Origin of the sequence: Vreelandella gomseomensis, assembly GCF_031451645.1 — a bacterium.
GTDB lineage: Bacteria > Pseudomonadota > Gammaproteobacteria > Pseudomonadales > Halomonadaceae > Vreelandella > Vreelandella gomseomensis.
Map to the genome: position 1 here is coordinate 1 of NZ_JARWAI010000011.1, position 21,301 is coordinate 21,301.

The following is a 21,301-nucleotide window of genomic DNA, read 5'->3' on the forward strand; positions in this document are numbered from 1 at the left end:
GGAAAAGACCTCATGCATTCAACGATGGCATTTCGCCCGTTGCCGCTGAGGAAAACCTTAAGATACTGTCCGGGATTAGTTGACCACTACAGCGGGATATAAGCGTATCGGCGACGTTTCTGGACAATCTATCCAAAGCGCTCAAGCTGGATGCGGCTGAGCGCCGACACCTGTTCTTGCTTACTCATCAGCGCTTACCCTCTGAGCTAGGCAAAACCTGGTGCAGTGTGCCGCCGCTGGTGCAAACCTTGATGGACGACCTGCCTACGCGACCTGCGTATATCCTGAACTTGCGCTGGGATGTGCTGGCCTGGAATGCTGCCGCTGATAAGCTTTTCAACTTCTCTGCTCACTCGCCGGAACGCCGCAATATGCTGTGGTTGTTATTTACCGACCCTGCCATGCGTCAGCGCTTGTCACCCTGGGAAGCGCAGGTCTGCCAAATGCTATCCAGCTTTCGGCGCGACTTTGCCCGGGCGACCGAAGATCCCGCTATCGATGGGTTGGTTGAAGAGTTAACTAAGGTGGCGCCTGAGTTTAAGGCATGGTGGAAAAATCAGGAGGTCAACGCGCCCTGTCAGGGAGTGCGTCACCTTAATATTGAAGCGCTTGGTGCTGTGGCGCTTGAACACACGACCCTCACAGTTGATGAAGAGCGCCACCTGCGGCTGGTCTACTACGCGCACAAAGGGAGTAAGGCCGAAGAACGTATCTTCAACGAGTGGATCATGGCTTGAATTCAGGAAGGCAGAGTTCGCAATAGCTATCACGGCATAATCGGCTTTCAGTCGATTCAGTAGAGTAGCAGTGCTGTGGTCTGTCCGGTGACGATACCTGTCGCCAATGCGCATGCAGTATATGGGACTGCCTCGCTGTCGCATACCGCAAGCATCTGCGCTGCGTCTTTGGATAAAAAGCGGCTTGGTGGGTCGTACACACTCTGCGTTATGCCAGCCAGTTTCGCCATCTGGTGTGAAACGACGCAAACGGAGTTTGTACGCTTATGATCGACGCTCGAGGGCTATCCCGTATTCCTCTCCGACATGCCACCTTTATTGCCTGTTTGTTGCTGTTGGCGATCTCGCTTATTGGGCTGTCTTTTTCGCTGGTGTGGCTGTGGGGCGTGGTGATCTTCGGCCTGCTGTCGGCGCTGGGGATTCATGATGTGCGTCAGCGTCGGCGTACTGTCAGCCGTAACTACCCGATACTGGCGCACTTGCGCTATGTCCTTGAGTCGATTGGCCCGGAGATTCGGCAGTATTTTATCCAGTCCGACCTGGACGCACGCCCTTTCTCCCGGGAACAGCGGGCGGTGGTCTATCAGCGCGCCAAGAATGAAAGCGACAAGAAGCCGTTTGGCTCGTTGCTGGATATGTATCAGCCGGGCCATGAATGGATCAATCACTCCCTTCGGCCCAGCACCATCGACAGTCACGATTTTCGTGTTCAGGTTGGCGGCAGCCGCTGCCGCAAGCCCTATTCCACCAGCGTGTTCAATATTTCGGCGATGAGCTTTGGTTCGCTGTCGGCCAATGCGATCGAGGCGCTTAACGCCGGGGCGCACAAGGGTGGCTTTTATCACGATACCGGTGAGGGCTCGATTTCCCGCTACCACCGCAAGCACGGTGGTGATCTGGTGTGGGAGATAGGCTCGGGCTACTTCGGCTGCCGTAACGACGATGGAACCTTCAGCGAGGCGCGCTTTGCGGCCAATGCCTGCGACGAGCAGGTGAAGATGATCGAGATCAAGCTTTCCCAGGGGGCAAAGCCCGGTCATGGAGGAATTCTGCCAGGCGCCAAGGTGACCGCTGAAATCGCCGAGGCGCGGGGTGTACCAGTGGGCGAGGATGTCGTCTCGCCCGCCGCTCATACGGCGTTTTCCACGCCGCTGGAGTTGATGCACTTTATCGCCCGCCTGCGCGAGCTTTCCGAGGGTAAGCCGGTGGGCTTCAAACTGGCGGTCGGCCACCCCTGGGAGTGGTTTGCCATTGTCAAAGCCATGCTTGAAACCGGCGAACGGCCGGATTTCATTGTGGTTGATGGAGGCGAGGGTGGTACGGGGGCAGCACCGCTGGAATTTATCAATCGGCTTGGAGTGCCGCTAACCGAAGCGCTGACCCTGGTTCACAATACCCTGGTGGGGGCGGGGCTGCGTGACGAAATTCGCATTGGGGCGGCGGGCAAGATCATGTCAGGTTTTCATATTGCCCGCACCATCGCGCTGGGGGCGGATTGGTGCAATGCGGGTCGTGGCTTCATGTTTTCACTGGGATGTATTCAGGCGCTCAGCTGTCACACCGATAAATGCCCCAGTGGGGTGGCGACCCAGGACCCGAAGCGGGGGCAGCATTTGGATGTCGTCGATAAGTCTGAACGGGTCTATCACTACCACCGTAATACGCTAAGGGCGTTGGCAGAGATGCTGGCCGCCGCCGGGCTGGGTCATACCAGTGAGCTGGGCCCAGAGCACATTATCCGGCGGGTGTCAGAAAATGAGATTCAATCCTACGATCAGCTTTTCACATTCTTGAAGCCTAACGAGCTGCTGACCGGTAACTGCCATCACACGGTCTTTGAGCACTACTGGGAGGACGCCCGGTCAGATTCGTTCTTACCGCCTTCGCGGATTGCCCAGCTGCGTTTCACTAAGCTGGAGTGAACGGACACCACGGCGATACGCCAATAGCAGATGCCTGCTTGTCGCGTTGCTTACGCTCGACTCAATCGGTGACGCAATTTGGGTAGAGTGCGCGACACAGGGGGCAGACGGGTGGCCATGACGAGCGCGCCGATGACCGCATACATTGCCCATTCGCCCATGTCGGCGCGTACCACCCAGAAGAAGTGCAGCAGCACCAAGCCCAGAATGGCGTAGGAAAATTTGTGCAGCGACTTCCAGCGCTTGCCCAGGCGGCGCATCGACCATTTGTTGGACGTCGCACCGAGTACGGCCAGGCCGATCAGCGCGATCATGCCGACGATAATATACGGGCGCTTGACGATCTCGCTGCCCAGCAGTGCCCAGTTAAGCCCCAGGATAAACAGCGCGTAACTGAGCATATGCAGGGTGGCGTAGGCGAGCGTCCACAGGCCCAACTGGCGCCGGATCAGCGCGAAGCCTTTCCAGCGGGTGAGCTTTGTTAGCGGCGTCAGGCTGAGGGTAAGCAGCAGCAGCCACAGCCCACCGATGCCAATGTTGAGCAGCAGGTAGCGCCCCGGCTCAGGCCCGGCGGCGTTGTTCGCCACCTGCCAACCCCAGAATATCAGCGGCGCGAGTGCGGCCAGAAACACCGCCGCACGCCAGGCTAACCATTTGCGCTGCGTTGCCATCAGTAGTGCTTCCTCAAATCCATGCCCGCATACAGCTCAGCGACTTCATCTTCGTAGCCGTTGAACATCCGGGTGTCGATGGTATTGGAGTTGAACAGGGTGTTGGGCAGACGGCGTTCGGTCGCCTGGCTCCAGCGGGGATGGTCCACATTGGGATTGACGTTGGCATAAAAGCCGTACTCATCCGAGGCAATCTTCTGCCAGGAATTGACCGGCTGCTCTTCGACCAGCGAGATGCGCACGATTGACTTGATACTCTTGAAGCCATACTTCCAGGGAACCACCAGCCGCAAGGGGGCGCCGTTCTGGTTGGGCAGCTCGCGGCCGTACATGCCCATGGCCATTATCGTCAGTGGGTGCATGGCTTCGTCTAAACGCAGGCCTTCCACATAGGGCCAGTCGATGATCGAGAAGGAGGAACGCTGACCGCGCATCTGATCCGGGTCGACCAGGGTTTCAAAGCGCACGTACTTGGCTTTGCTGGTAGGGTCGGCGCGCTTGATGATCTCGGCGAGCGGGATGCCCAGCCAGGGGATCACCATCGACCAGGCCTCAACGCAGCGCAGGCGGTAAATGCGCTCCTCAAACTGTGACGGTTTGACCAGGTCTTCGAGCGCAAAACGCCCGCCGTTGTTCACCTCACCATCGACCACCACGCTCCACGGCTGGGTTTCCAGGCTACCTGCATGGCGGGCAGGGTCGCCCTTGTCGGTGCCGAACTCGAAGAAGTTATTGTATTGGCTGGCGTCATCAAAGGGCGCGAGCTTGTCTTTTTCAGGGTCGCTTGGGGTGATGGCATCCCACTTGGCGTCGCTGATTTTTTCTTTCAGCCAACCGGGCGCGTCGCCTTCGGGAACGTCCGAATAGTCCTCGGCGGCTGCCTGGGCGTGGCCTGAGAGCGCAAGCCCTGCCCCCAGGCCTGCCACGCCGCCCATAAAGCGACGTCGGGAGAGGTAGATGGATTCGGGCGTAACATCGGATTCGTGCAAGTCACTCGGTTTGGCAATCTTGATGAGCATTGGATGCCTCCTGTGGGGGTAAGCCGATCGCCGAATTGGGGCATCTTTTTTGGCGAAGTCCCCATCGCTATCTATCGGCAATGGCACTTGGATGACCAAGCACGTTAAAAAGTTCTACGTAACTTTTAACACAATGGATGCAGGGAGAGGTAACGATGAACTGTAGCGAAGGCGACAGCATTAAGCCCCTGGAGAGCCTTGATTCATCGAATAAGGTAGGCTGTACTTTTATCCGCCACTGACACGGATAGCCTTCCTGGCAGTGGGTGGCAGACACCTGGGCTCACTCAACTTAAAAGGCGTTTATGAAAAAAAGTAACGCGTGGCTCGCGTGGCTGATACTGGTGGTGGCGTTCACTTTTTCCAGCCTGTGCGCAGCCCAAACTCAAGGAGGAGAGAGCGACGACAGTCGCTGGTTTACCGTCGATTCACTGAATACGGGCCTTGGCGAAGTCCCTGAGGAAGCCAACCGCGTCACGCCACGTGAGGCCATGCGAAGCTTTCTCGACCTCAGCGAACAGGGCGAGTACGAAAAAGCGGCCCACATGCTCAATCTGTCGGAATTGAGCGCGGCTGAGCAGCGCGAACAAGGTCAGGAACTGGCTCGGCAACTGGCAGAAGTGTTCAAGCGTGGCGAACGGATCAGCGTCGATAACCTATCGGGGCGGGAAGACGCCGTGATAGAAGACCCCGCCGGACAAAACCCGCGCATTGGCGAAACACGGCGTAATCTTGAGTTGGCGTCGTTGCGGGCCGACGGGCAAACCTATGATATTCGGCTAGCTCGCTACCGCGTGGGGGATGATGAACCGGTGTGGCTGATCATGCCCATCAGCGTCTCGTATATTCCAGTGCTGTATGAAGAGTACGGGCCGTCGATGCTCGAGCAATACATTCCCGAAAGGCTGCAGTCGTCGTTTGGCATATTGCGGCTTTGGGAATGGCTCGCTATTCCGGTCTTTTTGCTGTTCGTAGGCATGGTGGGCTGGGGGATCCACCGCTTGATCGGTTTGATGTCGAACTTGCTGCCATTCGGCGCTTTCCGCATGTTTGCCGAGCAGATTGGTATGCCGACGGCACTGATCGTGATGTCGCTGTTTACCCAAATGCTGCTGGACTACGTGGTGTCGTTTTCGGCGGTCGCGACCACCACTTTCCGTGTGTTGCTTATCGGTATTCTTGCCTGGGGCGCAGGCACCATCGCGCTGCGCTTTGTGGATACCCTGATGCTGCGTATGACACGGCGGCTGGTGGGGGAGATTGATGACTCCAAACCCAAGGACGAGCGCAAGCTCCTGACCTCGCTGTACGCACTGCGGCGCATTATTATCCTGGTCGCTGTGACCGGTGTATCGGTTTACATCCTGGGGCAGATCCAGCTTTTTGAGTCGATGGGGTTATCCATTCTGGCGTCTGCCAGCGTGCTGGCAGTCCTGGTAGGTGTCGCTGGTCAGGCAGTGTTGGGGAATATCTTAGCGTCTTTTCAATTGTCGTTTGCCAAACCGATTCGTATTGGTGACCTGGTGATCTTTGAAGATCAGTGGTGCTATGTAGAAGGCATTTTTTATACCTTTATCCGCTTAAGGACCTGGGACGAGCGGCGGTTGATCGTGCCCGTGACCTACTTTACGTCCAAGCCTTTCCAGAATCTCTCGGTCAAGAGTATCAAGATGTACCGCTATGTGGAGCTAACGCTGCACCTGAGCGCGGATATTGGCCTGATAAGAGACAAGTTTTTTGAGTTTGCCAAGGAAGAAGACAACGTCATCGAGCACCATAAGCTGCTTTGTTACGTGACAGCACAAACGGCAACCGCACAGACCGTGACCTGTTATCTAATGACCTCTGACCCCATGGCCGGGTGGACCGCGGAAATGCACGTACGCGAAAAGCTCATGGCGTTCATCCGCGATAACCATCCCGAGTGGTGGCCGAGAGACGTCGTGGTTATCAGTCATCAGGATGTTGCGCGTGGAGCGAAAGTTAAACACTCCTCGGAGGCGGACAACGCTGAGGGGAAAGCGTCGGAATAGAATGCTGACGCACAGCATTAGGCGCCTTATGGCGCTGAGACTATCTCTAACGGGATGTCCACGCCGAATTGCTGCAACATGCGTCGGAAGGTCTCTACATTATAGGTCTCACTTTCTGTTACCAGCCCTTGGATCTGACCTGTACCCAGTGTCCCTTCGCCTAGCCCCGTAACAATCGATTCAGCGGGGTCGAGGAAGCGGCAATTGGGTCGAGCTGCTTCAAAGAAGGGACGCAGCCATGGTAAATGCGTACTAGAAAGTGTCAGCGTGTCGATATCGGGATGCTGTCGGAAGAAGTCGTCGATAAAAGCCGTGACTGCTTTCTGCGTTGCCTTTGGGTCGAATAGAAAGGCGCCATTCTCGACAAATTCAACCATGGACGAAGCATTGATCAGGCTGACATTATCCGAGTGGGACGCATGTCGAGCGATGAACTTCTTCAGTGAAGAGCTTTCGATGAGTGAATGCACCCCCATGATGCCAACCTTGCCGCTCGCTGACATGGCGAGTGCTTCTTCGATGGGCGGGTAGACGCCCAACAATGGTACCGAGGTGTTCTGACGAACGTCATCCAACACCATGATAGACGGTGCGTTCGATGCGATGACGATGGCAGAGGGTGAGTAGCCCTCAAGAAAGCGCAGCGTGCGATGCATGACAGCGAGTAGTTCTTCCCGCCCTTTGCTTCCATAAGGAAAGCTCGCCCGATCAGCGAAATACACAATGTCCTGTTGTGGAAGGCGCTTGTGTATCTTGTCAACGATGGCGTAGCTACCAATGCCAGCGTCGAAAACAGCGATTGGCTGATGCATAGCAATATCCTTGGTTTCAGCGATATCTAATTATTAAAAAGATTTCAATGCTATGGAAGCAATATCATCATCTGTTAATCTAGTTAAGCTTTATACGATGCTGAGGCGCGGTACTGTATGAACCCAGGAAGAATGAATAACATGGCAATGGCGGGGAATTTTAGAGCTAAGGAGCGGCTGTTTAAATGCCGTTGAAGATCGTGCAGCGCGAGCTGCCTGGCTGGGGCGTTACTTATGGTCCGTCGGGCGATGGTCCTTTCCCAGCCATCATGTTGCTGCATGGCTCTGAAGGTGCCTGGGCAGGGTGGAGTCATCGTGACGCAATGCTATTCGCCGCCCATGGCTTCTTGGCGTTCCCTTACGGCTACTCAAGCGGCGGCAATGCCTGGAACGCAGGGCATATTATCGATTACCCGCTGGATCGCAGCGTAGAGGCATTTAAAGCCCTATGGGAATTCCAATTCGCTGATGAGCGAGCAGGGCTTTATGGTCTTTCACGCGGTGCCGAACACGCTTTATTGCTTGCCTCACTGATGGCAAGAGATAAGATTGAAGGAGCGCCAAATGCGATCGCAGTCCATAGCCCACCCGATGTGGTGTGCGGTGCCTTTGATGCCCGAGGCTTTCGCGATGCGGGTGATCCGGGCTGGCAAGCCTGGGACGTCAGCAAACGCGCCTGGACATGGAAGGGGAGTCATGAAGGCCTACTGCCCACCACGCCTATCGAAATTGAGCGCTACCCTGGACCGCTGTTTCTCTCCCATGGCACGCAAGACCGCATGTGGTCGGTTGAGATGACCAAGCGCTTGGAGCAGCGCCTACTCAAGCATGCCCGCAGCCCTGAAGTGCATTACTACGAAGGCGAAGATCACATTCCCAGCGGCGCTGGGCAGAACAAGCACTTTGAGCTGCTTCTGGGCTTCTTTTCAAAGCACCTGTAAGTCACTGTGCATCATTTTTCCATCACCACGGTTGCGCAATTACTAAAAGGTTAACGAGCAATCAGCGTCAAAAAACCATCTTCATCGATAAACCCTTTATCGCCGGTGACAAACCAGCGTTGTTCGTCGAGCTCCTTGATGACGTCATCTTGGCGGGTCGGGTCGTTCAGATAGCCCAGCATTACCTGCGGGCCGCTGATCAATATCATGCCCGCTTCGCCAGTGGGCAGCTCTTCAAAACTATCTGGGGCGACGATCTTGATGCTTGCCGGGTAGTGGCATATCCAAGCCGCCTCGCTGCACCTGCAGATAGTGAACGCCCATAGCATCAGTACTTAGCACGCGGGCATATTGGGTTCGCTGTTCTACGAAAGTTGTAAGATAAATCTTACAACTTTATCAGAAAGATCTTACATACCTATTTCGTCTATAGGTGCTACATTTCGGCTATCGCCTTTCGCCTTAGTTGATGAGTGTGTGGTGTATAGTTTCTATTTTGATGCCCTTTCCAAGTTGTGAAGTGCTTGGGGCTAAAACAACAGGCGGAATATCTCTTTTAGCTACATTTGGGGTTTCAAGGGACGAGAAGAGGGAAGTATGTATACGTGCAAGGATTGGCTAGCGCTTCATGGATTGAACGCATCAGAGGTAGAGGATGTTATATCGGCCTTTTGTGCAGGAAATATTGAGTGTTCCTTTCGCGTTTCGCCTACAGACAATGGAGTGTATCCGGGAAGTGATTCCATCAGCACTCAAGAAAGCTGTTATAGAAATATGGTTGTTCCCGCATTGGCTAAAGCCTTCGAGAACGTGAGCGAAGTAAAGCACCTGTTGTGCAACCATGTTGAGTTTCGGGGGCTGAATAACAGTAAAGAAGTTCCCTATACTGTTTGCCAGGGCAGTGGTCAGCCACCTGCGGTTTTTATAGACTGGCACGGACGGGCTGAAGACCTTCTTTGTCTTGTTCACGAGACGGCACATGCATTACAGATGCTCTTATCCAAGAATGAGATAATGCCGCCTGTCGCACGTGAAACCTGTGCATTTATTGGTGAGCTGCTTTTACTGGATTATGTAAAAGCATATCTACCTCAGTTTCACGCTTCACTACTAAATGTTTGGCATGGTCAAAATAGATTTTATCTTGGTGACTGTGTCGACGCACTGACGGATGCTTTAAACCACCCGGAAATTTCTTATCACTATTATCAAAATTATCCTCTAGCGCGATTAGCCGCCGTACAGGTGTTTTTTGCCACGGATAATAAATCGGTCTCTGCGTTGTTCTCAAGCGGTCGCGAGGCCATGGCATATCTACCCATCAATGAAATGGCAAGCGTTGGTATAGGGGTAAGGAACCCCCTTCCGGTTTTGCCGCCATCTGATGTTGAGCAACCAGCGGTTGATGCGTATCGAAGCTTGGGTGTTATGGCGTTGTTGGATATTGAGTCTGGAAGTAAAGCATCTTACCAACGAATTGAAAGTTACTATCTGAAGCTTTTAAAAAATCTGCAAGAGCGTACAGCCTTTATTGCATTAGATAACGACAACAAGCCAGTAGGTTACGCAACCTGGGTTGAGTCAAATGTAGATAATAACATGGTGCTGACGTGTCAGACGGCACTGCCGAGTAACCGCATTAACCTGCAGCGCGCGCTTGAGAAGTACATCAATAAGGCAAAAGATGTTAAGGCAAGTTACACGCGGAAAGCTTCCAAGGAGATGCTTGTATGGTGAGCATCGACTACTACACCAGCGTTGGTTATGCGCTCGAGCTACTGGCCCAGTCTGAATACCATCGGCAGTTCGAGCTGGGAGACTATTTCTGCACGGAAATTCTGCCTCCGCTTGGCTGTAATCAGGCACGTTTTTATGTCACGTCGGAGGGCTTGCCGACAGGTATGGTGACCTGGGCTTGGCTTTCGGAGGAAGTGGAGCGTGATGTGCATGCCACTGGGCGTGCATTAGGTTGGGAGGAATGGAGCAGCGGTGGCCGATTGTTTTTTAATGATTGGATAACGCCCTACGGCAATACACGAGAAATAGTTTACGACATGACGCATAACCTTTTTCCCAACTATATCGCCACTAGCTTGCGCCGTCGTCACGATGGTTCTGTGCGTAGCATTAAACGATGGACGGGTGTGAATTTGCGTCGTAAGCAAGAAGAGGCATAAGTGTTTTTCCCGCAGCGGTAGGCGGGAGTGAGTGGAGAGATGTAGCGATCTCCCCACCCAGTGAAGCCGCTGGGTAGCGAAACCCAGCAAACAACGACAGCGGAGACGATAACAGATCTGACCCGCAACCAGAAGGAAATTGAACATGCAAAACGCAACTTCAATGAATGACTTGTACACCACTACCAGTTTCGGTGGTGGTGGTAGTAGCAGTGGCTCTCGAGGCCGTGGCAGCGGCACCTTAGGGCCCGGTGGAGGAAGTGATCCAGGAAATCACCAGGCCGCTCGCACAGGTAACGGGCTAGGGACAGGGCCTTTGTCGCCAAGGCAACATAATGCTGTAACTGCGGGGCTTACTGCTGCAGCTGTTTCGCCAATTGGTAGAGGATTTCAAGCCGCTGCTGCCATTGGAGCTGGATATCGAGGCTATCAAGGTCGTAACCAATAATAACTGATTAAATAAGTGATTGATACCCTGGTGGCTTTATTGCTGGGGTATCTTTTTATAAAGGTATTATTATGAAATCTATTGTAGCTAAAGTTTTTTTGGTTTTAGGTCTCACATTTTTTCTTTGGGTATCTCCTTTGGGGACAGAGTATTCGAGGGTTCTCAATGGTTTGGTCTTTATGGCTATATACTTTGTGTCTATGTATTTTATTTCGAAGTACCTTGAATGAAAAAATCCGAAGAATGCTCTGCGTTTCTAAGAACCCCTTTTTGGTGCTTAGGGGTGGGGGCAGTCCTAATCTTTTTCCTGTATGCATGGTTTGACTTGGGTAGTTTCCTGGCCCAAGAGCAAGGTGTCTATGTCCAAAGCACCGAGGCTCAGGACGTTCAGGCTCATGTCATTATTAGGCACGGAAACACAGCCCCGGGGTTGGCCCATTATGTTGAACATCTTACTTGGTTAAACACGATCGGTGTTAAAGCACGCAGCGCAGACCGGCACTCAAATGCCTGGACTAACCCCTATGCCGTCGGTTATTGGCTGTCCGGTAAGCCCGATGAGCTGGACGAAATATTGCAAACCCTTTCGGGGCTTTTTGAACCTTTTGAGGTTCCTGTGGCATTTGCTAACGAAGAACGGGATATCATTTTGCGGGAATACGAATCACGCATGGTCGATAAACCGGATGCACAAGCGACGGAGGCGATGAATGCGTTTCTCTATGCCGAGAACGCCATTGCGTCCTCGGTACTGGGTACGCCAGATGACATCAGTGGATTCACCTATGATGACGCCCGCGCGTTGCATGCAGCTACCCATCGTCCAGAAAATGCCACACTTGTAGTGACTGGCGATATCACTGAGCGAGAGGTGAGCCGAGCGCTGAAGGAAGCCAACTGGCCTGAGGGGCAAAACGTTAACGCGGAGACTCAGCCTCCAACGTTCGAGCTGGCTGCACCTGCCGAGACCCTGCTGCGTTACCCAGAGAAGGATGCCTCTGCGCGAGTCATCTTCCGGCGTGTGGTGGCGCTGCCTGAGGCCGTGCCGTTTGATCTGCTGGAAGCAAATACGACGCTGCTGGGAAATATTCTTAACACCAACCTGGCCGGCGGCCTTGCTGGCCCTTTGCGTTTTGATGCCGCTATTGCACGCCGTTTTGATGTGCAAATCTGGCCAGTTGACGAGCGCCATATTGAGCTGAGTTTCACCGCCAGGCCCGACCGTGACGTATCACTGACCGCTATGCGGACGGCTTTCGAGGAAACACTGGCTGAGATTTCTGGCACTGGCATTCCTGACAAGACCTATCAACGCGTTTTAAGCCGCTTTGAGCACTTTTGGCCCGACTGGGCTGATGACGGCGAAACGGCGCGCTGGATGGCGGATTATACCCTTGACCGGGTCTCTACGCTGCGTAAACCCTTGCCATTACATGATGTGAAACGCCTTGAGCAAGCGCTTGCGCACCAAACGATCAATACCCTGTTAAATGAAATAGCCGGGGAAGGACGAACTGCCGTTGCTTTTATCGGCCCCAAGGAGAGGTTTGAATGATTCGACTTATACTGCTTGCTGCAATGATTATCAGCTTGGCTGCTTGTTCTTTAGAAGACGACGATAAGGGTGAGCCTAATGCCAGCAATGAAGTCAGCCCAGGGGGCATTGAGTATATCTTGCTTCATATGCCTGAAAGTGACGAAGTTGCTGTTAATGTCGCCTGGCCGACTGACTGGGCTTACCGAGAAGATACCAATCAGGCAGCAGCACGGGTTGGATCGGAATTGATACTTGCCGGTGGTGCGCAGGGGTACCCGGCGGGTGAGGTGGGCGAGCGCCTGGCGGATCTGAATGCGGAAGGTCGGCTATATGGGGAGGCAAATGATCATATTGTGGGTGAGCTGATTTTTGAGCGTGATGACATCAGTGAGGTGGTTGAGATTGCCAACGCCCACTTGCGTGAGCCCTTGTTGGAGCAGGCCTGGTTGAACCGTATAAGTGATGGGATTGAGCAGAGCGTGACGGAAGAGCGTTCACAGCCTGCCGCCGCTGGCTTTGAAGCAGTTCGTTGGGCGGTATTTGGAGAACAACCCTTGCGCAATGCGCTATCACTGTATGATCTGGATACACTGGATGAACTCACACGAGACGACATCATTGCCTGGCATGCCGAAACGTTTACGCGTTCCCCTGAAGCCGTCACAGTAGCAGGCGCAATAGACGCCAAAGCAGCCGGGGCTGCGCTAGATGGACTGTTCGAAGCGTTGCCGGAACAACGGCGGGAAGTGCAAAAAGCTGTCTCGCCAGATTACACACCACGCCGGATTCTCCTCCATATGCCAGACGCAGAAGTGTCAACGCTGGCGTTTATTGCACCGCTCCCCCCGACTAGCAAAGGGGGGGAGATTGAAGATGCGATCCTGACGCATGCCCTTGGCGGCGATGATCAAAGCGTTCTCTTTGATGCTGTCCGCACGCAACTTCGTGCCAGTTATGGTTTTGGTGCGGGTGTGGACAATTATACCCGGGAGGATCGCGTTCTCTTCATGGCCGGGGAGGTTGACACAAACCAAGTAGCAGAGACCGAAGAAGTGGTTCGTAAGGCGTATGACACTTTCCGCCAAGGCGGCCTGAAGGGTGAGCTGGCCGACCACAAGGCGCACCTGGCATCCTATCTCTCAGAGGTGGCCGATTCAGTGACGGCGCAGGCGAACAGCGCACTAGAAAGTGCCCTGGATGGGTACCCGACAGAACGTTCGTTAAACGAAGAGCTTGAGGCGGTAACAGACGCCTCGCTGAATGAACGGCTGACAATGGCTTTCCCCAGTGTGGATGAATTTATCGTTATCGCCGTCTCACCAGAGGCAGATGCTTTGCCTGAAGCATGTGTGACCACAACCCCGCGTGAAGCCGCAGATTGCTGATGATGGATAGCGCACATGACAAGGCCGGTGAGATTGCACTCTCCTGGTTCGGCAAGACGCTGTGGAAGTTTACACCGCTGTATATCGAGCTGATTTTCTTGGCGATCTGTTTGCGCCTGATCGGCCTGGTTGAGCCTTTTATATTTCAGGTGATTATTGACCGGATCTTGCCTTTTCAGCGGGAAGCATCCTTGCTTGTGGTTGCCGCTATATTTGTGGCTGTCAGCCTTTTTCAGCTCGGGTTTGAGGTGCTATCCGACCTGTTGGGGTTATTGTTAGCTAATCGTGTCACTCGCGAGCTGGGCGCTAGGATATTTGATCATCAGTTCAAACTGCCGTTCGGTCATTTTCGCAAGTGGTCCGTGGGTGAAAGTATGGCCCGTGTCGGCGAAACGGATACGATACGCGCCTTTTTGGTTGGAACGACAACAGGGGTGCTGCTAGATGTGGTCTTTGTGTTCATCTACATTGGGGTGTTGTTCACTTTGTCGGTGCCGCTGACGCTGATTATTTTGGTAGCCCTGCCTATTCAATTTTTGATTTACTTCGGTTTTGGGCCTTTTCTGCGCCGCCGCCTTCGTGCAGAGTTTGATGCTGGAGCCCAGCATCAGAATCAGATGGTCGAAAGTATTGCTGGTATCGATTCTATCAAGGCATTGAGCGCAGAAAAAAAGGTGCTGGAGCGGCTGGATAAGACGCTGCATGCCAGCCTCAATGCGTCCTATCGTGTAGGGCTTTTGCAAATCTGGAGCAGTAAGCTGCTGTTTGTTATCCAGCAAGCGATCACCATTAGTATTATCTATTTTGGCGCGCAGTCTGTTTTTGCCGGTGAAATGACACTCGGACAGTTGATTGCCTTCCACCTTTTAGCCGGTAAGGTGACCGAGCCTATCGAGCGCTTTTCAGGTTTATGGGAGGAGTGGCAAAACGTCCGCGTCTCGCGTCAACGTTTAGGCGATATCGTGAATTCGCCAATGGAGCCTTTCAGCACGCTACCAAGGCTGCCGACAAAAATTGAAGCGCGTTTAGAATTCCGTGACGTTGAATTTCATTACGCCCCTGCGAGCCCTGTTCTGCGCCACTTTAATTTTTGTGCTGAGCCTAACACCTTGACGCTGGTTGTTGGCCCTTCTGGGATTGGAAAATCCACCTTTGGACGGCTTGCCTCGGGGATTGATGTTCCAGACAGTGGCGAGGTGTTGTTAGGCGGAGAAAATATTGCCCAGTATGAACCGCATGATGTGAGGACTCGGATTGCCTACGTTCCCCAAGAGCCCTATCTGTTTGCTGGCACTGTGCGACAAAACCTTACTCTAGGCGACGATGAAGCCTCGGATGAGGCAATAGAGCGCGCGTTAAGAATCTCAGCGGCGGATCAGTTAGTCGCGCAATTGCCTGAGGGGCTTGATACGGATGTAGGTGAGCGTGGTTCTGGGCTTTCGGGAGGCCAGAGACAGCGGATTGCTATAGCGCGCTCTTTGGTTCGCGGCCCCAAGGTAATTATTCTTGATGAGCCGACGAGCGCTCTTGACGCACAAGCTCAGCGTCAGATGGCGGCAGAGCTTCATAAGTTAAAACATGAAACAACGCTGATTATTATCACGCACAACCCGAATATTTTTGGAGATTCTGACCAGACTGTTGATTTTGAGGCGCCATCGTGACTCATCACCTTAAACCAATGAATATCCGGTCACCAACACTTCACGGGACAATTTTTTTTACGGTTTTAGTATTCGCCATCATTTTGTTGATGTCGTTTGTACTAAAGATTGAGGTTGTGGCAAAGGGGCAAGGGCGCGTTTTGCCTATTAGTCGTGTTCAGGTTGTTCAGCCTGAATTCTCGGGCCGCATTACGGCGATTCACATTAAAAATGGGGACTCAGTTGAGAAAGGGGATGTGTTAATAGAGTTTGATCCCACAGAGGCTTTGACCGAGTTGGGAACCATTCAGGCGGAAGAAGACAGACTTCGCATTGAGATGGCGCGAATTGACGCTATGGTCGATGCGCTTGATTTAGATCCGGCTACACATGATTTCATCGATCAATCGCTTGCTGGGTTCAGCCCTCCTAGTGACTTGGATGAACATGTTTTTGCAGAAGAGCAGCGTAAGTTGCTGCTGGCTGAGGTCAACGACCTCTTGGCATCTCTAGAACAGATCGATGCGCGTGAAGAGACAAATCGCCGTTCTGAAGCGGTTACCAGTGCCAATATTGCCCGAGTGAATGCCGTTCTCGAAATCCAGTCAGAGCGGTTACAAGCTATAGAGCAATTGGTGGAGCGAGGTGCCACCAGCCGGTCTGACTTCCTTGATGTTCAAGAAGGCTTTACCAGACTGGAAAGCGAACGTGGCGTCTATCAAAGCGAGCTGGGTCAAAAGGCAGCTGAGCGCATGGCCCTTGAAAGTGAGCGCCGCCGTATCAAAGCTGATCTGCGTAGCTCCTTACTTGATAGGTACGCTGAGATTGATGCTCGTCTTGCCACATTGTCGGAAAAGGAACGCGCTGCAATTCGTCGAGTTGACGCTGCAACGCTTGAGGCTCCAGCTTCTGGGGTTGTTGATCAATTAAAGGTTTTTACTTTAGGTGGTATTGCCGAGTCCGGGGCTGAGCTGCTTCGAATTGTGCCAACTGATGCCAAGGTAGAAGTTGAAGGGACATTTTCTAATCAGGACATCGGGTTCATGAAAGTTGGGCAGCAGGCTAATATTCGGCTTTCTGCTTACCCTTCCGAAAGGTTCGGTTTTATACAGGGTGTTGTTTCTGATATTGCGGCAGATTCGTCTGAGTCCAAAAAGGGGAAGTGGCGTTATGTTGTCAGAATTCAGCCTGAACAAAACTATCTTGAGATGGGAGCGGAGCGCCTCTATTTGCGTCCTGGTATGACGGCAAAAGTTGACGCAATAACCGACCATAGAAGAATTATCAGCTACTTCTTTGCCCCGATAGTAGAGGCGGTGCAGAATTCACTGGGAGAGCGGTAGCGCTGAAGACGCAATGTCTGGGATGAAGTCATGCTGCTGATGGAACGATGGTAAAGCTAAGAAGCAGGCTGGCTTCTGCAATGTGTTATGGCGAAGAGCTAGTGCTGCACAGCGAGTAGCGGTGTTTTGCTGTACAGCACTCGTTTGTGCTTTTTTTATTGCTTCAGTTCTTCCCCTATCAGTTCTTGAGCCAAACGTTTCGCCCCGGCGAAATCAGCCTTGCCAGAGCCGAGATGAGGAATGGTTTCCACCGTCAACCAGTGGCTAGGGACCATCATGGATGATGTACCGTTGGCGAGCATGGCGGCTTTAACGGTGTTGGCGTCTAGTGCTGTTTCTGAAAGCAGCACGATACGCTCGCCTTTGCGGCTGTCGGGGATACTCACCGCCATTAACGCGTTGTCTGGTTCTTCGAGAGCCGCTTTGACGGCCCCTTCAACGGCGCTGAGGCTGATCATTTCGCCGCCAATCTTGGCAAAGCGGGCGTAGCGGTCAATCAGGGTTAAAAAGCCATCTTCATCCATATAGCCTTTATCCCCTGTGATGTACCAGCGGTGGCCATCGACCTCGTGGAGCGCCTTGGCCGTGCGCTTGGCGTCATTGAGGTAGCCCTGCATGATCTGCGGGCCGCTGATCAATATCATGCCCGCTTCGCCGGTGGCCAACTCTTCAAAACTTTCCGGGTCGACGACCTTGAAGCTGGTGCCGGGTAACGGCATACCCACGGTGCCTGACTTGCTGCCCCGCTGGATCTGTTGGTAATGGATGCCCATCGCATCGGGAAGGTTGACGGAAGCAACGGGGGCGATTTCGGTGGCGCCGTAGCCTTCATAAATGGGCTTGTGGAACTTCAGCGCAAAGTCGTTACGCACCTTGTCATCGAGCTTCTCTGCCCCGGCGACCACGATTCTCAGGCTCTCCAGCATCAGCGGATGCACCTTTGTGCTGCGTACAAACAGCCTTAAAAAGCTGGAGGTGCCGAACATGATAGTGGCCTTGTGCTTGGCAATAGCGCCTGCGATGCCAGGAGCATCGGTGGGGTCGGGATGGCACACCAGCGGCAGCCCTTCAATCAGCGGTAACAACTGAGTCACTGTGAGGCCGAAGGCGTGGAACAGGGGTAGCGAGCCCATCACCACGTCGTTGCTCTGGGTGTTGAGCACATCCGAGGTCTGTTTGATATTGGCCATCAGGTTGCGATGGCTGAGCATCACGCCTTTGGGTTCGCCTTCACTGCCGCTGTAGAAGAGGATGGCAGCGGTGGCATCGGCATCTTGGCCATGGCAGAAGCAACGCTGGAGTAGCCAAGTCGGCAGTATTCTTACCGCAAGCCAGGTGCTCAAGCGCTCGGCGCGGCCAATCGTGGTTTGCAGGTCTTCTAAAAAGACTACCTGCTCCTGCCTGAGCAATTGGCTAACGTCGAGCCCGCGCTGCTCAAGCTTCTTCACAAAGCGCTGTGAGGTGAACACGGTGGTGATCTCCGCCTGGGAAAGGGCGGACGTCAACGCTTCTTGGTCGGCGGTGTAATTAAGATTTACCAGCGTTTTACCGGCCAGCAGCGTGGCCATATTGGCAATGACCCCGGCACTGCTGGTGGGCAGCAGCAGGCCAACGTTCTGTCCTGGGTTGAGTTTGCGAATCCGTTTTGCCATCAGCAGGCTGGCGGTGAGTGCCTGGCTTGCGTTGAGTGGGCGGCCCAGATTATCGGCCAGGGCAAGCTCGCCAGGGCGGCGCTTAACGCTTTGAATCCAGGCGTTGGGTAGGCTTAGGAGTTCGCCCATGGCCTGCTGCCAGGAGCGGGTCGCCTGCTCGAAAATACGCCGTTTCAGCACATCAGCGGGGGTATCTTTGGGCAGCGGCTTACCAAAGGCGACCACTACCGAGCGGTGCAGCGGTGCGTTGCGCAGCTCCTTTAACTTGCTGGACGAGCGGGAAAACTGGCTGCCCCAGAGGCCGCGCAGGTAGAAAGGCACAATCTTGACGTCGGGGTTGGCCATGTTGCAGGCGCGCTCGTAGCCGCGGCGGAACTCCCCCAGCTGGCCGGTGCGGCTAATCGCCCCTTCGGGAAACAGACACACCACCTCGCCTGCGTTGAGCTGTTCAGCAACATCGGCCAGGGCCTTGTCGGCACCGCTGCCGCGCTCGATGGGAATACAGCCGAGTGCTTTGAAGAACCAGTTGAGGTACCAGCGCTGGTAAACCGATCTGAGCATCACAAAGCGCACGGGGCGGGGGCTGGCGATCTGTACCATGGCCCAATCCACCCAGCTGATATGGTTGCCCAGTAGCAGCACACCTCCCTGGGCGGGCAGGTTCTGCAAGCCATGCACATCGACCCGGTAGCGACGAGTCATCAAGAAGCTCAACAGGAAGCGCACCAGGCTTTGGGGCAGCTTAACAATGGTGTAACCGCCGCCGACCATCGCCACCGTGGCAATGAGCAACAGCAGGTAGTGGCTGTCTACTCCTGCCAGTGCGAACAGCGCCGTGAGCAGCAAAAAGCCCAGCATGGCGATGTTCTGGATCCAGTTATTGGCGGCCAGCACGGTGCCTAACTCGCTGTCGGCGGCGTGAAACTGAATCAGCGCGTTAAGCGGTACGATAAACAGTCCACCCATCATGCCAATAAACACAAAGTTCAGTGCTTGACCAACAGGCGTGGAGAGAAGCGGCAGGCACCATAACCCCACGGCTACCCCAACAGCTCCTACCGGAATCAAGCCGGTCTCGATACGGTTGTGAGAGAGCTTGCTGGCAAGCATGGAGCCCAGCGCAATCCCGATACCGCTAGCCGCCAGAATGCCTTGCAGTACCAGAGTGTTATCGATACTGAGGGCGTCTTTGGCATAGGCGGGAAAGGCCGCCAGTAGCACCTGGCCCACCGACCAGAAGGTGGCCAGGCCGATAATGGAGAGCCTGATCACGGGCTGGCGGACGATAAGCTGCAGGTTATCTTTCAGCGCAGCACCCTTAATATAGCGCTGCCAAGTCAACGGCGTATCGGGTTGCGTAGTGCTATCAAGCGGCAGACGGTAAAGCGTTGCCACTTGAATAGCGCTATTGAGCACCAGCAGCCAGCCGAGCGGCGCTATTTGGCGCAACAGCTGCGCCGGGGTTTGGTCGTCTGGCGATACCCAGGTCTCAAATAGGGCGGTAAATGCCACGGTACCCGCCAGGATAGCGCCAATCGTGACGGCCTGGATCAACCCGTTGGCCTCCGCCAGGCGCGGTTTGCCGAACAGCCCTTTGACCAAGCCGTACTTGGCCGGTGAGTAGAAGGCTGACTGAATCGCCAGCAGCAGTGTCATCGCAAACGCCAGCCAGAACCAGCCTTGGTAGTAGGCGGCGGTGATGCCCAGTGACACCACCACGGCGGCCCAGGCAGAGGCGCGTAAAACGCGTACCTTGGGGTAGCTGTCTGCCACGTGCCCCGCCGGACTAAACAGCAGGATAAATGGCAGTAAAATTAACCCATTCACCAGCGCGGTGAGGACGACCTGTGTTTCGCCATCGTAACTTTTAAAGATCGTGTTCTGAATAACAATCTTGTGCCCCAGATCCACAAAGGCATTGAGAAAGATGGCGATCAGGTAGGGCAAGGCGCCCTTTAAATGCAGCAGTCGTTGCATGGTTGTGTAGCCTTTTAAGTCCCTGGAAGTGTTGGCACTTTCTCTATGAGGCTTACTGGTTGCAACTCATTTGCACAAAGTTGTGATATAAGTGCCGGTTGGTAGCGTTATGCGATACTTTGATGTGTAATACCTTCCATGCCGTCCAAGGAAGATTCTATGTCTCAAGCCGAGTCACTGATTGAAACGCTTAAAAGCCAGTTGCGCGCTCAGGGGAAAACCTATGCCGATGTTGCCCGTTGGCTAGCACTCAGCGAGGCCTCGGTGAAGCGCCTGTTCGCTGAAAAGCACTTCACTTTGGCGCGGCTAGAGTGCATTTGTGATCAGCTTAACCTTGAGTTCGCTGAGCTGGTGCAGACCATGCAGGCAGGGGAGCAACGCCTTCAGGAACTGACTCAGGCCCAGGAGCAAAGTATCGTCGATGACCGTGAGCTGTTTCTGGTAGCTGTGTGCGTTATCAATGGCTATAGCTTCGACGAAATTCATCACCAGTACCAGCTAAGTGAAGCTGAGTGTACGCGGCAGTTACTCAAGCTTGAGCGGCTTCAGCTTATTGAGCTACTCCCCGGCAACCGGATCAGGCGAAGAGTAGCCGCTAATTTCCGCTGGCGGGCGGACGGGCCGATCCAGCGTTTCTTCCAGCAGTACATCGCCAACGAGTTTTTCCGCTCTCGCTTTGATAGCGACAGCGAAAAGCTGGTCGTACTCAATGGCTTGCTATCTTCCGCAGGTAATGCCGAATGGCAGCAGACCATGCAGCGCCTGGCTAAAGAGTTCCACTCCCTGTGTGAACGAGAAAGTGGGCTGCCTATTCACCAGCGGTTTGGCACCACTTCCGTGCTGGCGGTAAGGCAGTGGCAGTATGGGATGTTTCAGGATTATAAACGTGAAGCCGAAGCAAAATCCTAAAGTGCTGCGCCACGAAAGTGAGCGGCTTCTTGCTCTAACCACTCGATGAAGCGTGCCACCACCGGTGGCGGCTGCCAGGGGAATGGCCACGTTGC

16 protein-coding genes are annotated in these 21,301 nt (G+C 54.0%); 11 read left to right on the forward strand and 5 right to left on the reverse strand.

Annotated features, from left to right (window positions below; translation table 11 throughout):
- Positions 1-239: 239 nt before the first annotated feature.
- On the forward strand, positions 240-737 hold the full coding sequence (locus QC815_RS13935) for an MmyB family transcriptional regulator (protein ID WP_422828726.1): 498 nt from the start codon (positions 240-242) through the stop codon (positions 735-737).
- Positions 738-1,003: 266 nt separating this feature from the next.
- Positions 1,004-2,659 (forward strand): FMN-binding glutamate synthase family protein, encoded by a 1,656-nt coding sequence (locus QC815_RS13940; RefSeq protein ID WP_310540413.1) that lies wholly within the window; start codon positions 1,004-1,006, stop codon positions 2,657-2,659.
- Between the two features lie 50 nt (positions 2,660-2,709).
- Here QC815_RS13940 and msrQ read toward each other — a convergent pair whose 3' ends face one another.
- Both msrQ and msrP read right to left on the reverse strand, forming a co-directional pair.
- Positions 2,710-3,330, reverse strand: coding sequence for a protein-methionine-sulfoxide reductase heme-binding subunit MsrQ (gene msrQ / locus QC815_RS13945; RefSeq protein ID WP_310540415.1), 621 nt, complete (start codon positions 3,328-3,330; stop codon positions 2,710-2,712).
- Positions 3,330-4,349, reverse strand: coding sequence for a protein-methionine-sulfoxide reductase catalytic subunit MsrP (msrP, locus tag QC815_RS13950; RefSeq protein WP_230446965.1), 1,020 nt, complete (start codon positions 4,347-4,349; stop codon positions 3,330-3,332). The genes msrQ and msrP overlap by 1 nt, the downstream gene beginning before the upstream one ends.
- A gap of 305 nt (positions 4,350-4,654) precedes the next feature.
- Between msrP and QC815_RS13955 the strand changes: the two genes are divergently transcribed.
- Positions 4,655-6,382 carry a mechanosensitive ion channel family protein gene (locus QC815_RS13955; RefSeq protein ID WP_310540418.1) on the forward strand — a complete coding sequence of 576 codons (1,728 nt, stop codon included), beginning with the start codon at positions 4,655-4,657 and terminating at the stop codon, positions 6,380-6,382.
- A 26-nt stretch (positions 6,383-6,408) separates the two neighbouring features.
- On the opposite strand, the gene QC815_RS13960 is transcribed toward QC815_RS13955, so the two are convergent.
- Positions 6,409-7,194, reverse strand: a complete 786-nt coding sequence (locus tag QC815_RS13960) for a glutamate racemase (RefSeq protein ID WP_310540420.1) — start codon at positions 7,192-7,194, stop codon at positions 6,409-6,411.
- Between the two features lie 185 nt (positions 7,195-7,379).
- Between QC815_RS13960 and QC815_RS13965 the strand changes: the two genes are divergently transcribed.
- Complete coding sequence (locus QC815_RS13965) at positions 7,380-8,135, forward strand: alpha/beta hydrolase family protein (protein ID WP_310540422.1); 756 nt, start codon at positions 7,380-7,382, stop codon at positions 8,133-8,135.
- 50 nt (positions 8,136-8,185) lie between these two features.
- Here QC815_RS13965 and QC815_RS17335 read toward each other — a convergent pair whose 3' ends face one another.
- Positions 8,186-8,344, reverse strand: a complete 159-nt coding sequence (locus tag QC815_RS17335) for a hypothetical protein (protein WP_340331147.1) — start codon at positions 8,342-8,344, stop codon at positions 8,186-8,188.
- 388 nt (positions 8,345-8,732) lie between these two features.
- Between QC815_RS17335 and QC815_RS13975 the strand changes: the two genes are divergently transcribed.
- From QC815_RS13975 to QC815_RS14000, 6 genes are all read left to right on the forward strand, one after another.
- The gene (locus QC815_RS13975) at positions 8,733-9,872 is read left to right on the forward strand and encodes a hypothetical protein (protein WP_310540431.1); all 1,140 of its coding nucleotides are present in this window, start codon (positions 8,733-8,735) and stop codon (positions 9,870-9,872) included.
- Positions 9,866-10,312 carry a toxin-activating lysine-acyltransferase gene (locus QC815_RS13980; RefSeq protein ID WP_310540432.1) on the forward strand — a complete coding sequence of 149 codons (447 nt, stop codon included), beginning with the start codon at positions 9,866-9,868 and terminating at the stop codon, positions 10,310-10,312. Before QC815_RS13975 ends, QC815_RS13980 begins: the two co-directional genes overlap by 7 nt.
- Before the next feature lie 674 nt (positions 10,313-10,986).
- Positions 10,987-12,315 (forward strand): M16 family metallopeptidase, encoded by a 1,329-nt coding sequence (locus QC815_RS13985; RefSeq protein WP_310540434.1) that lies wholly within the window; start codon positions 10,987-10,989, stop codon positions 12,313-12,315.
- On the forward strand, positions 12,312-13,682 hold the full coding sequence (locus QC815_RS13990; protein ID WP_310540436.1) for a M16 family metallopeptidase: 1,371 nt from the start codon (positions 12,312-12,314) through the stop codon (positions 13,680-13,682). Before QC815_RS13985 ends, QC815_RS13990 begins: the two co-directional genes overlap by 4 nt.
- Positions 13,682-15,346, forward strand: a complete 1,665-nt coding sequence (locus tag QC815_RS13995; RefSeq protein ID WP_230446956.1) for a peptidase domain-containing ABC transporter — start codon at positions 13,682-13,684, stop codon at positions 15,344-15,346. Before QC815_RS13990 ends, QC815_RS13995 begins: the two co-directional genes overlap by 1 nt.
- Entirely contained in the window at positions 15,343-16,668 is a 1,326-nt protein-coding gene (locus QC815_RS14000; protein WP_310540439.1) for an HlyD family type I secretion periplasmic adaptor subunit, read from the forward strand. The genes QC815_RS13995 and QC815_RS14000 overlap by 4 nt, the downstream gene beginning before the upstream one ends.
- A gap of 155 nt (positions 16,669-16,823) precedes the next feature.
- Here QC815_RS14000 and QC815_RS14005 read toward each other — a convergent pair whose 3' ends face one another.
- Positions 16,824-20,297 carry an acyl-[ACP]--phospholipid O-acyltransferase gene (locus tag QC815_RS14005; protein WP_310540441.1) on the reverse strand — a complete coding sequence of 1,158 codons (3,474 nt, stop codon included), beginning with the start codon at positions 20,295-20,297 and terminating at the stop codon, positions 16,824-16,826.
- A 159-nt stretch (positions 20,298-20,456) separates the two neighbouring features.
- On the opposite strand from QC815_RS14005, the gene QC815_RS14010 reads away from it, so the two are divergent.
- On the forward strand, positions 20,457-21,206 hold the full coding sequence (locus QC815_RS14010) for a helix-turn-helix domain-containing protein (protein ID WP_310540443.1): 750 nt from the start codon (positions 20,457-20,459) through the stop codon (positions 21,204-21,206).
- The last annotated feature ends 95 nt before the right edge of the window (positions 21,207-21,301 follow it).

Bases quoted from the DNA above. Each gene is read 5' to 3' on its own strand.
- QC815_RS13940 (WP_310540413.1), top strand. From the start codon at position 1,004: ATGATCGACGCTCGAGGGCTATCCCGTATTCCTCTCCGACATGCCACC.
- msrQ (WP_310540415.1), bottom strand. From the start codon at position 3,330: ATGGCAACGCAGCGCAAATGGTTAGCCTGGCGTGCGGCGGTGTTTCTG.
- msrP (WP_230446965.1), bottom strand. From the start codon at position 4,349: ATGCTCATCAAGATTGCCAAACCGAGTGACTTGCACGAATCCGATGTT.
- QC815_RS13955 (WP_310540418.1), top strand. From the start codon at position 4,655: ATGAAAAAAAGTAACGCGTGGCTCGCGTGGCTGATACTGGTGGTGGCG.
- QC815_RS13960 (WP_310540420.1), bottom strand. From the start codon at position 7,194: ATGCATCAGCCAATCGCTGTTTTCGACGCTGGCATTGGTAGCTACGCC.
- QC815_RS13965 (WP_310540422.1), top strand. From the start codon at position 7,380: ATGCCGTTGAAGATCGTGCAGCGCGAGCTGCCTGGCTGGGGCGTTACT.
- QC815_RS17335 (WP_340331147.1), bottom strand. From the start codon at position 8,344: ATGATATTGATCAGCGGCCCGCAGGTAATGCTGGGCTATCTGAACGAC.
- QC815_RS13975 (WP_310540431.1), top strand. From the start codon at position 8,733: ATGTATACGTGCAAGGATTGGCTAGCGCTTCATGGATTGAACGCATCA.
- QC815_RS13980 (WP_310540432.1), top strand. From the start codon at position 9,866: ATGGTGAGCATCGACTACTACACCAGCGTTGGTTATGCGCTCGAGCTA.
- QC815_RS13985 (WP_310540434.1), top strand. From the start codon at position 10,987: ATGAAAAAATCCGAAGAATGCTCTGCGTTTCTAAGAACCCCTTTTTGG.
- QC815_RS13990 (WP_310540436.1), top strand. From the start codon at position 12,312: ATGATTCGACTTATACTGCTTGCTGCAATGATTATCAGCTTGGCTGCT.
- QC815_RS13995 (WP_230446956.1), top strand. From the start codon at position 13,682: ATGATGGATAGCGCACATGACAAGGCCGGTGAGATTGCACTCTCCTGG.
- QC815_RS14005 (WP_310540441.1), bottom strand. From the start codon at position 20,297: ATGCAACGACTGCTGCATTTAAAGGGCGCCTTGCCCTACCTGATCGCC.
- QC815_RS14010 (WP_310540443.1), top strand. From the start codon at position 20,457: ATGTCTCAAGCCGAGTCACTGATTGAAACGCTTAAAAGCCAGTTGCGC.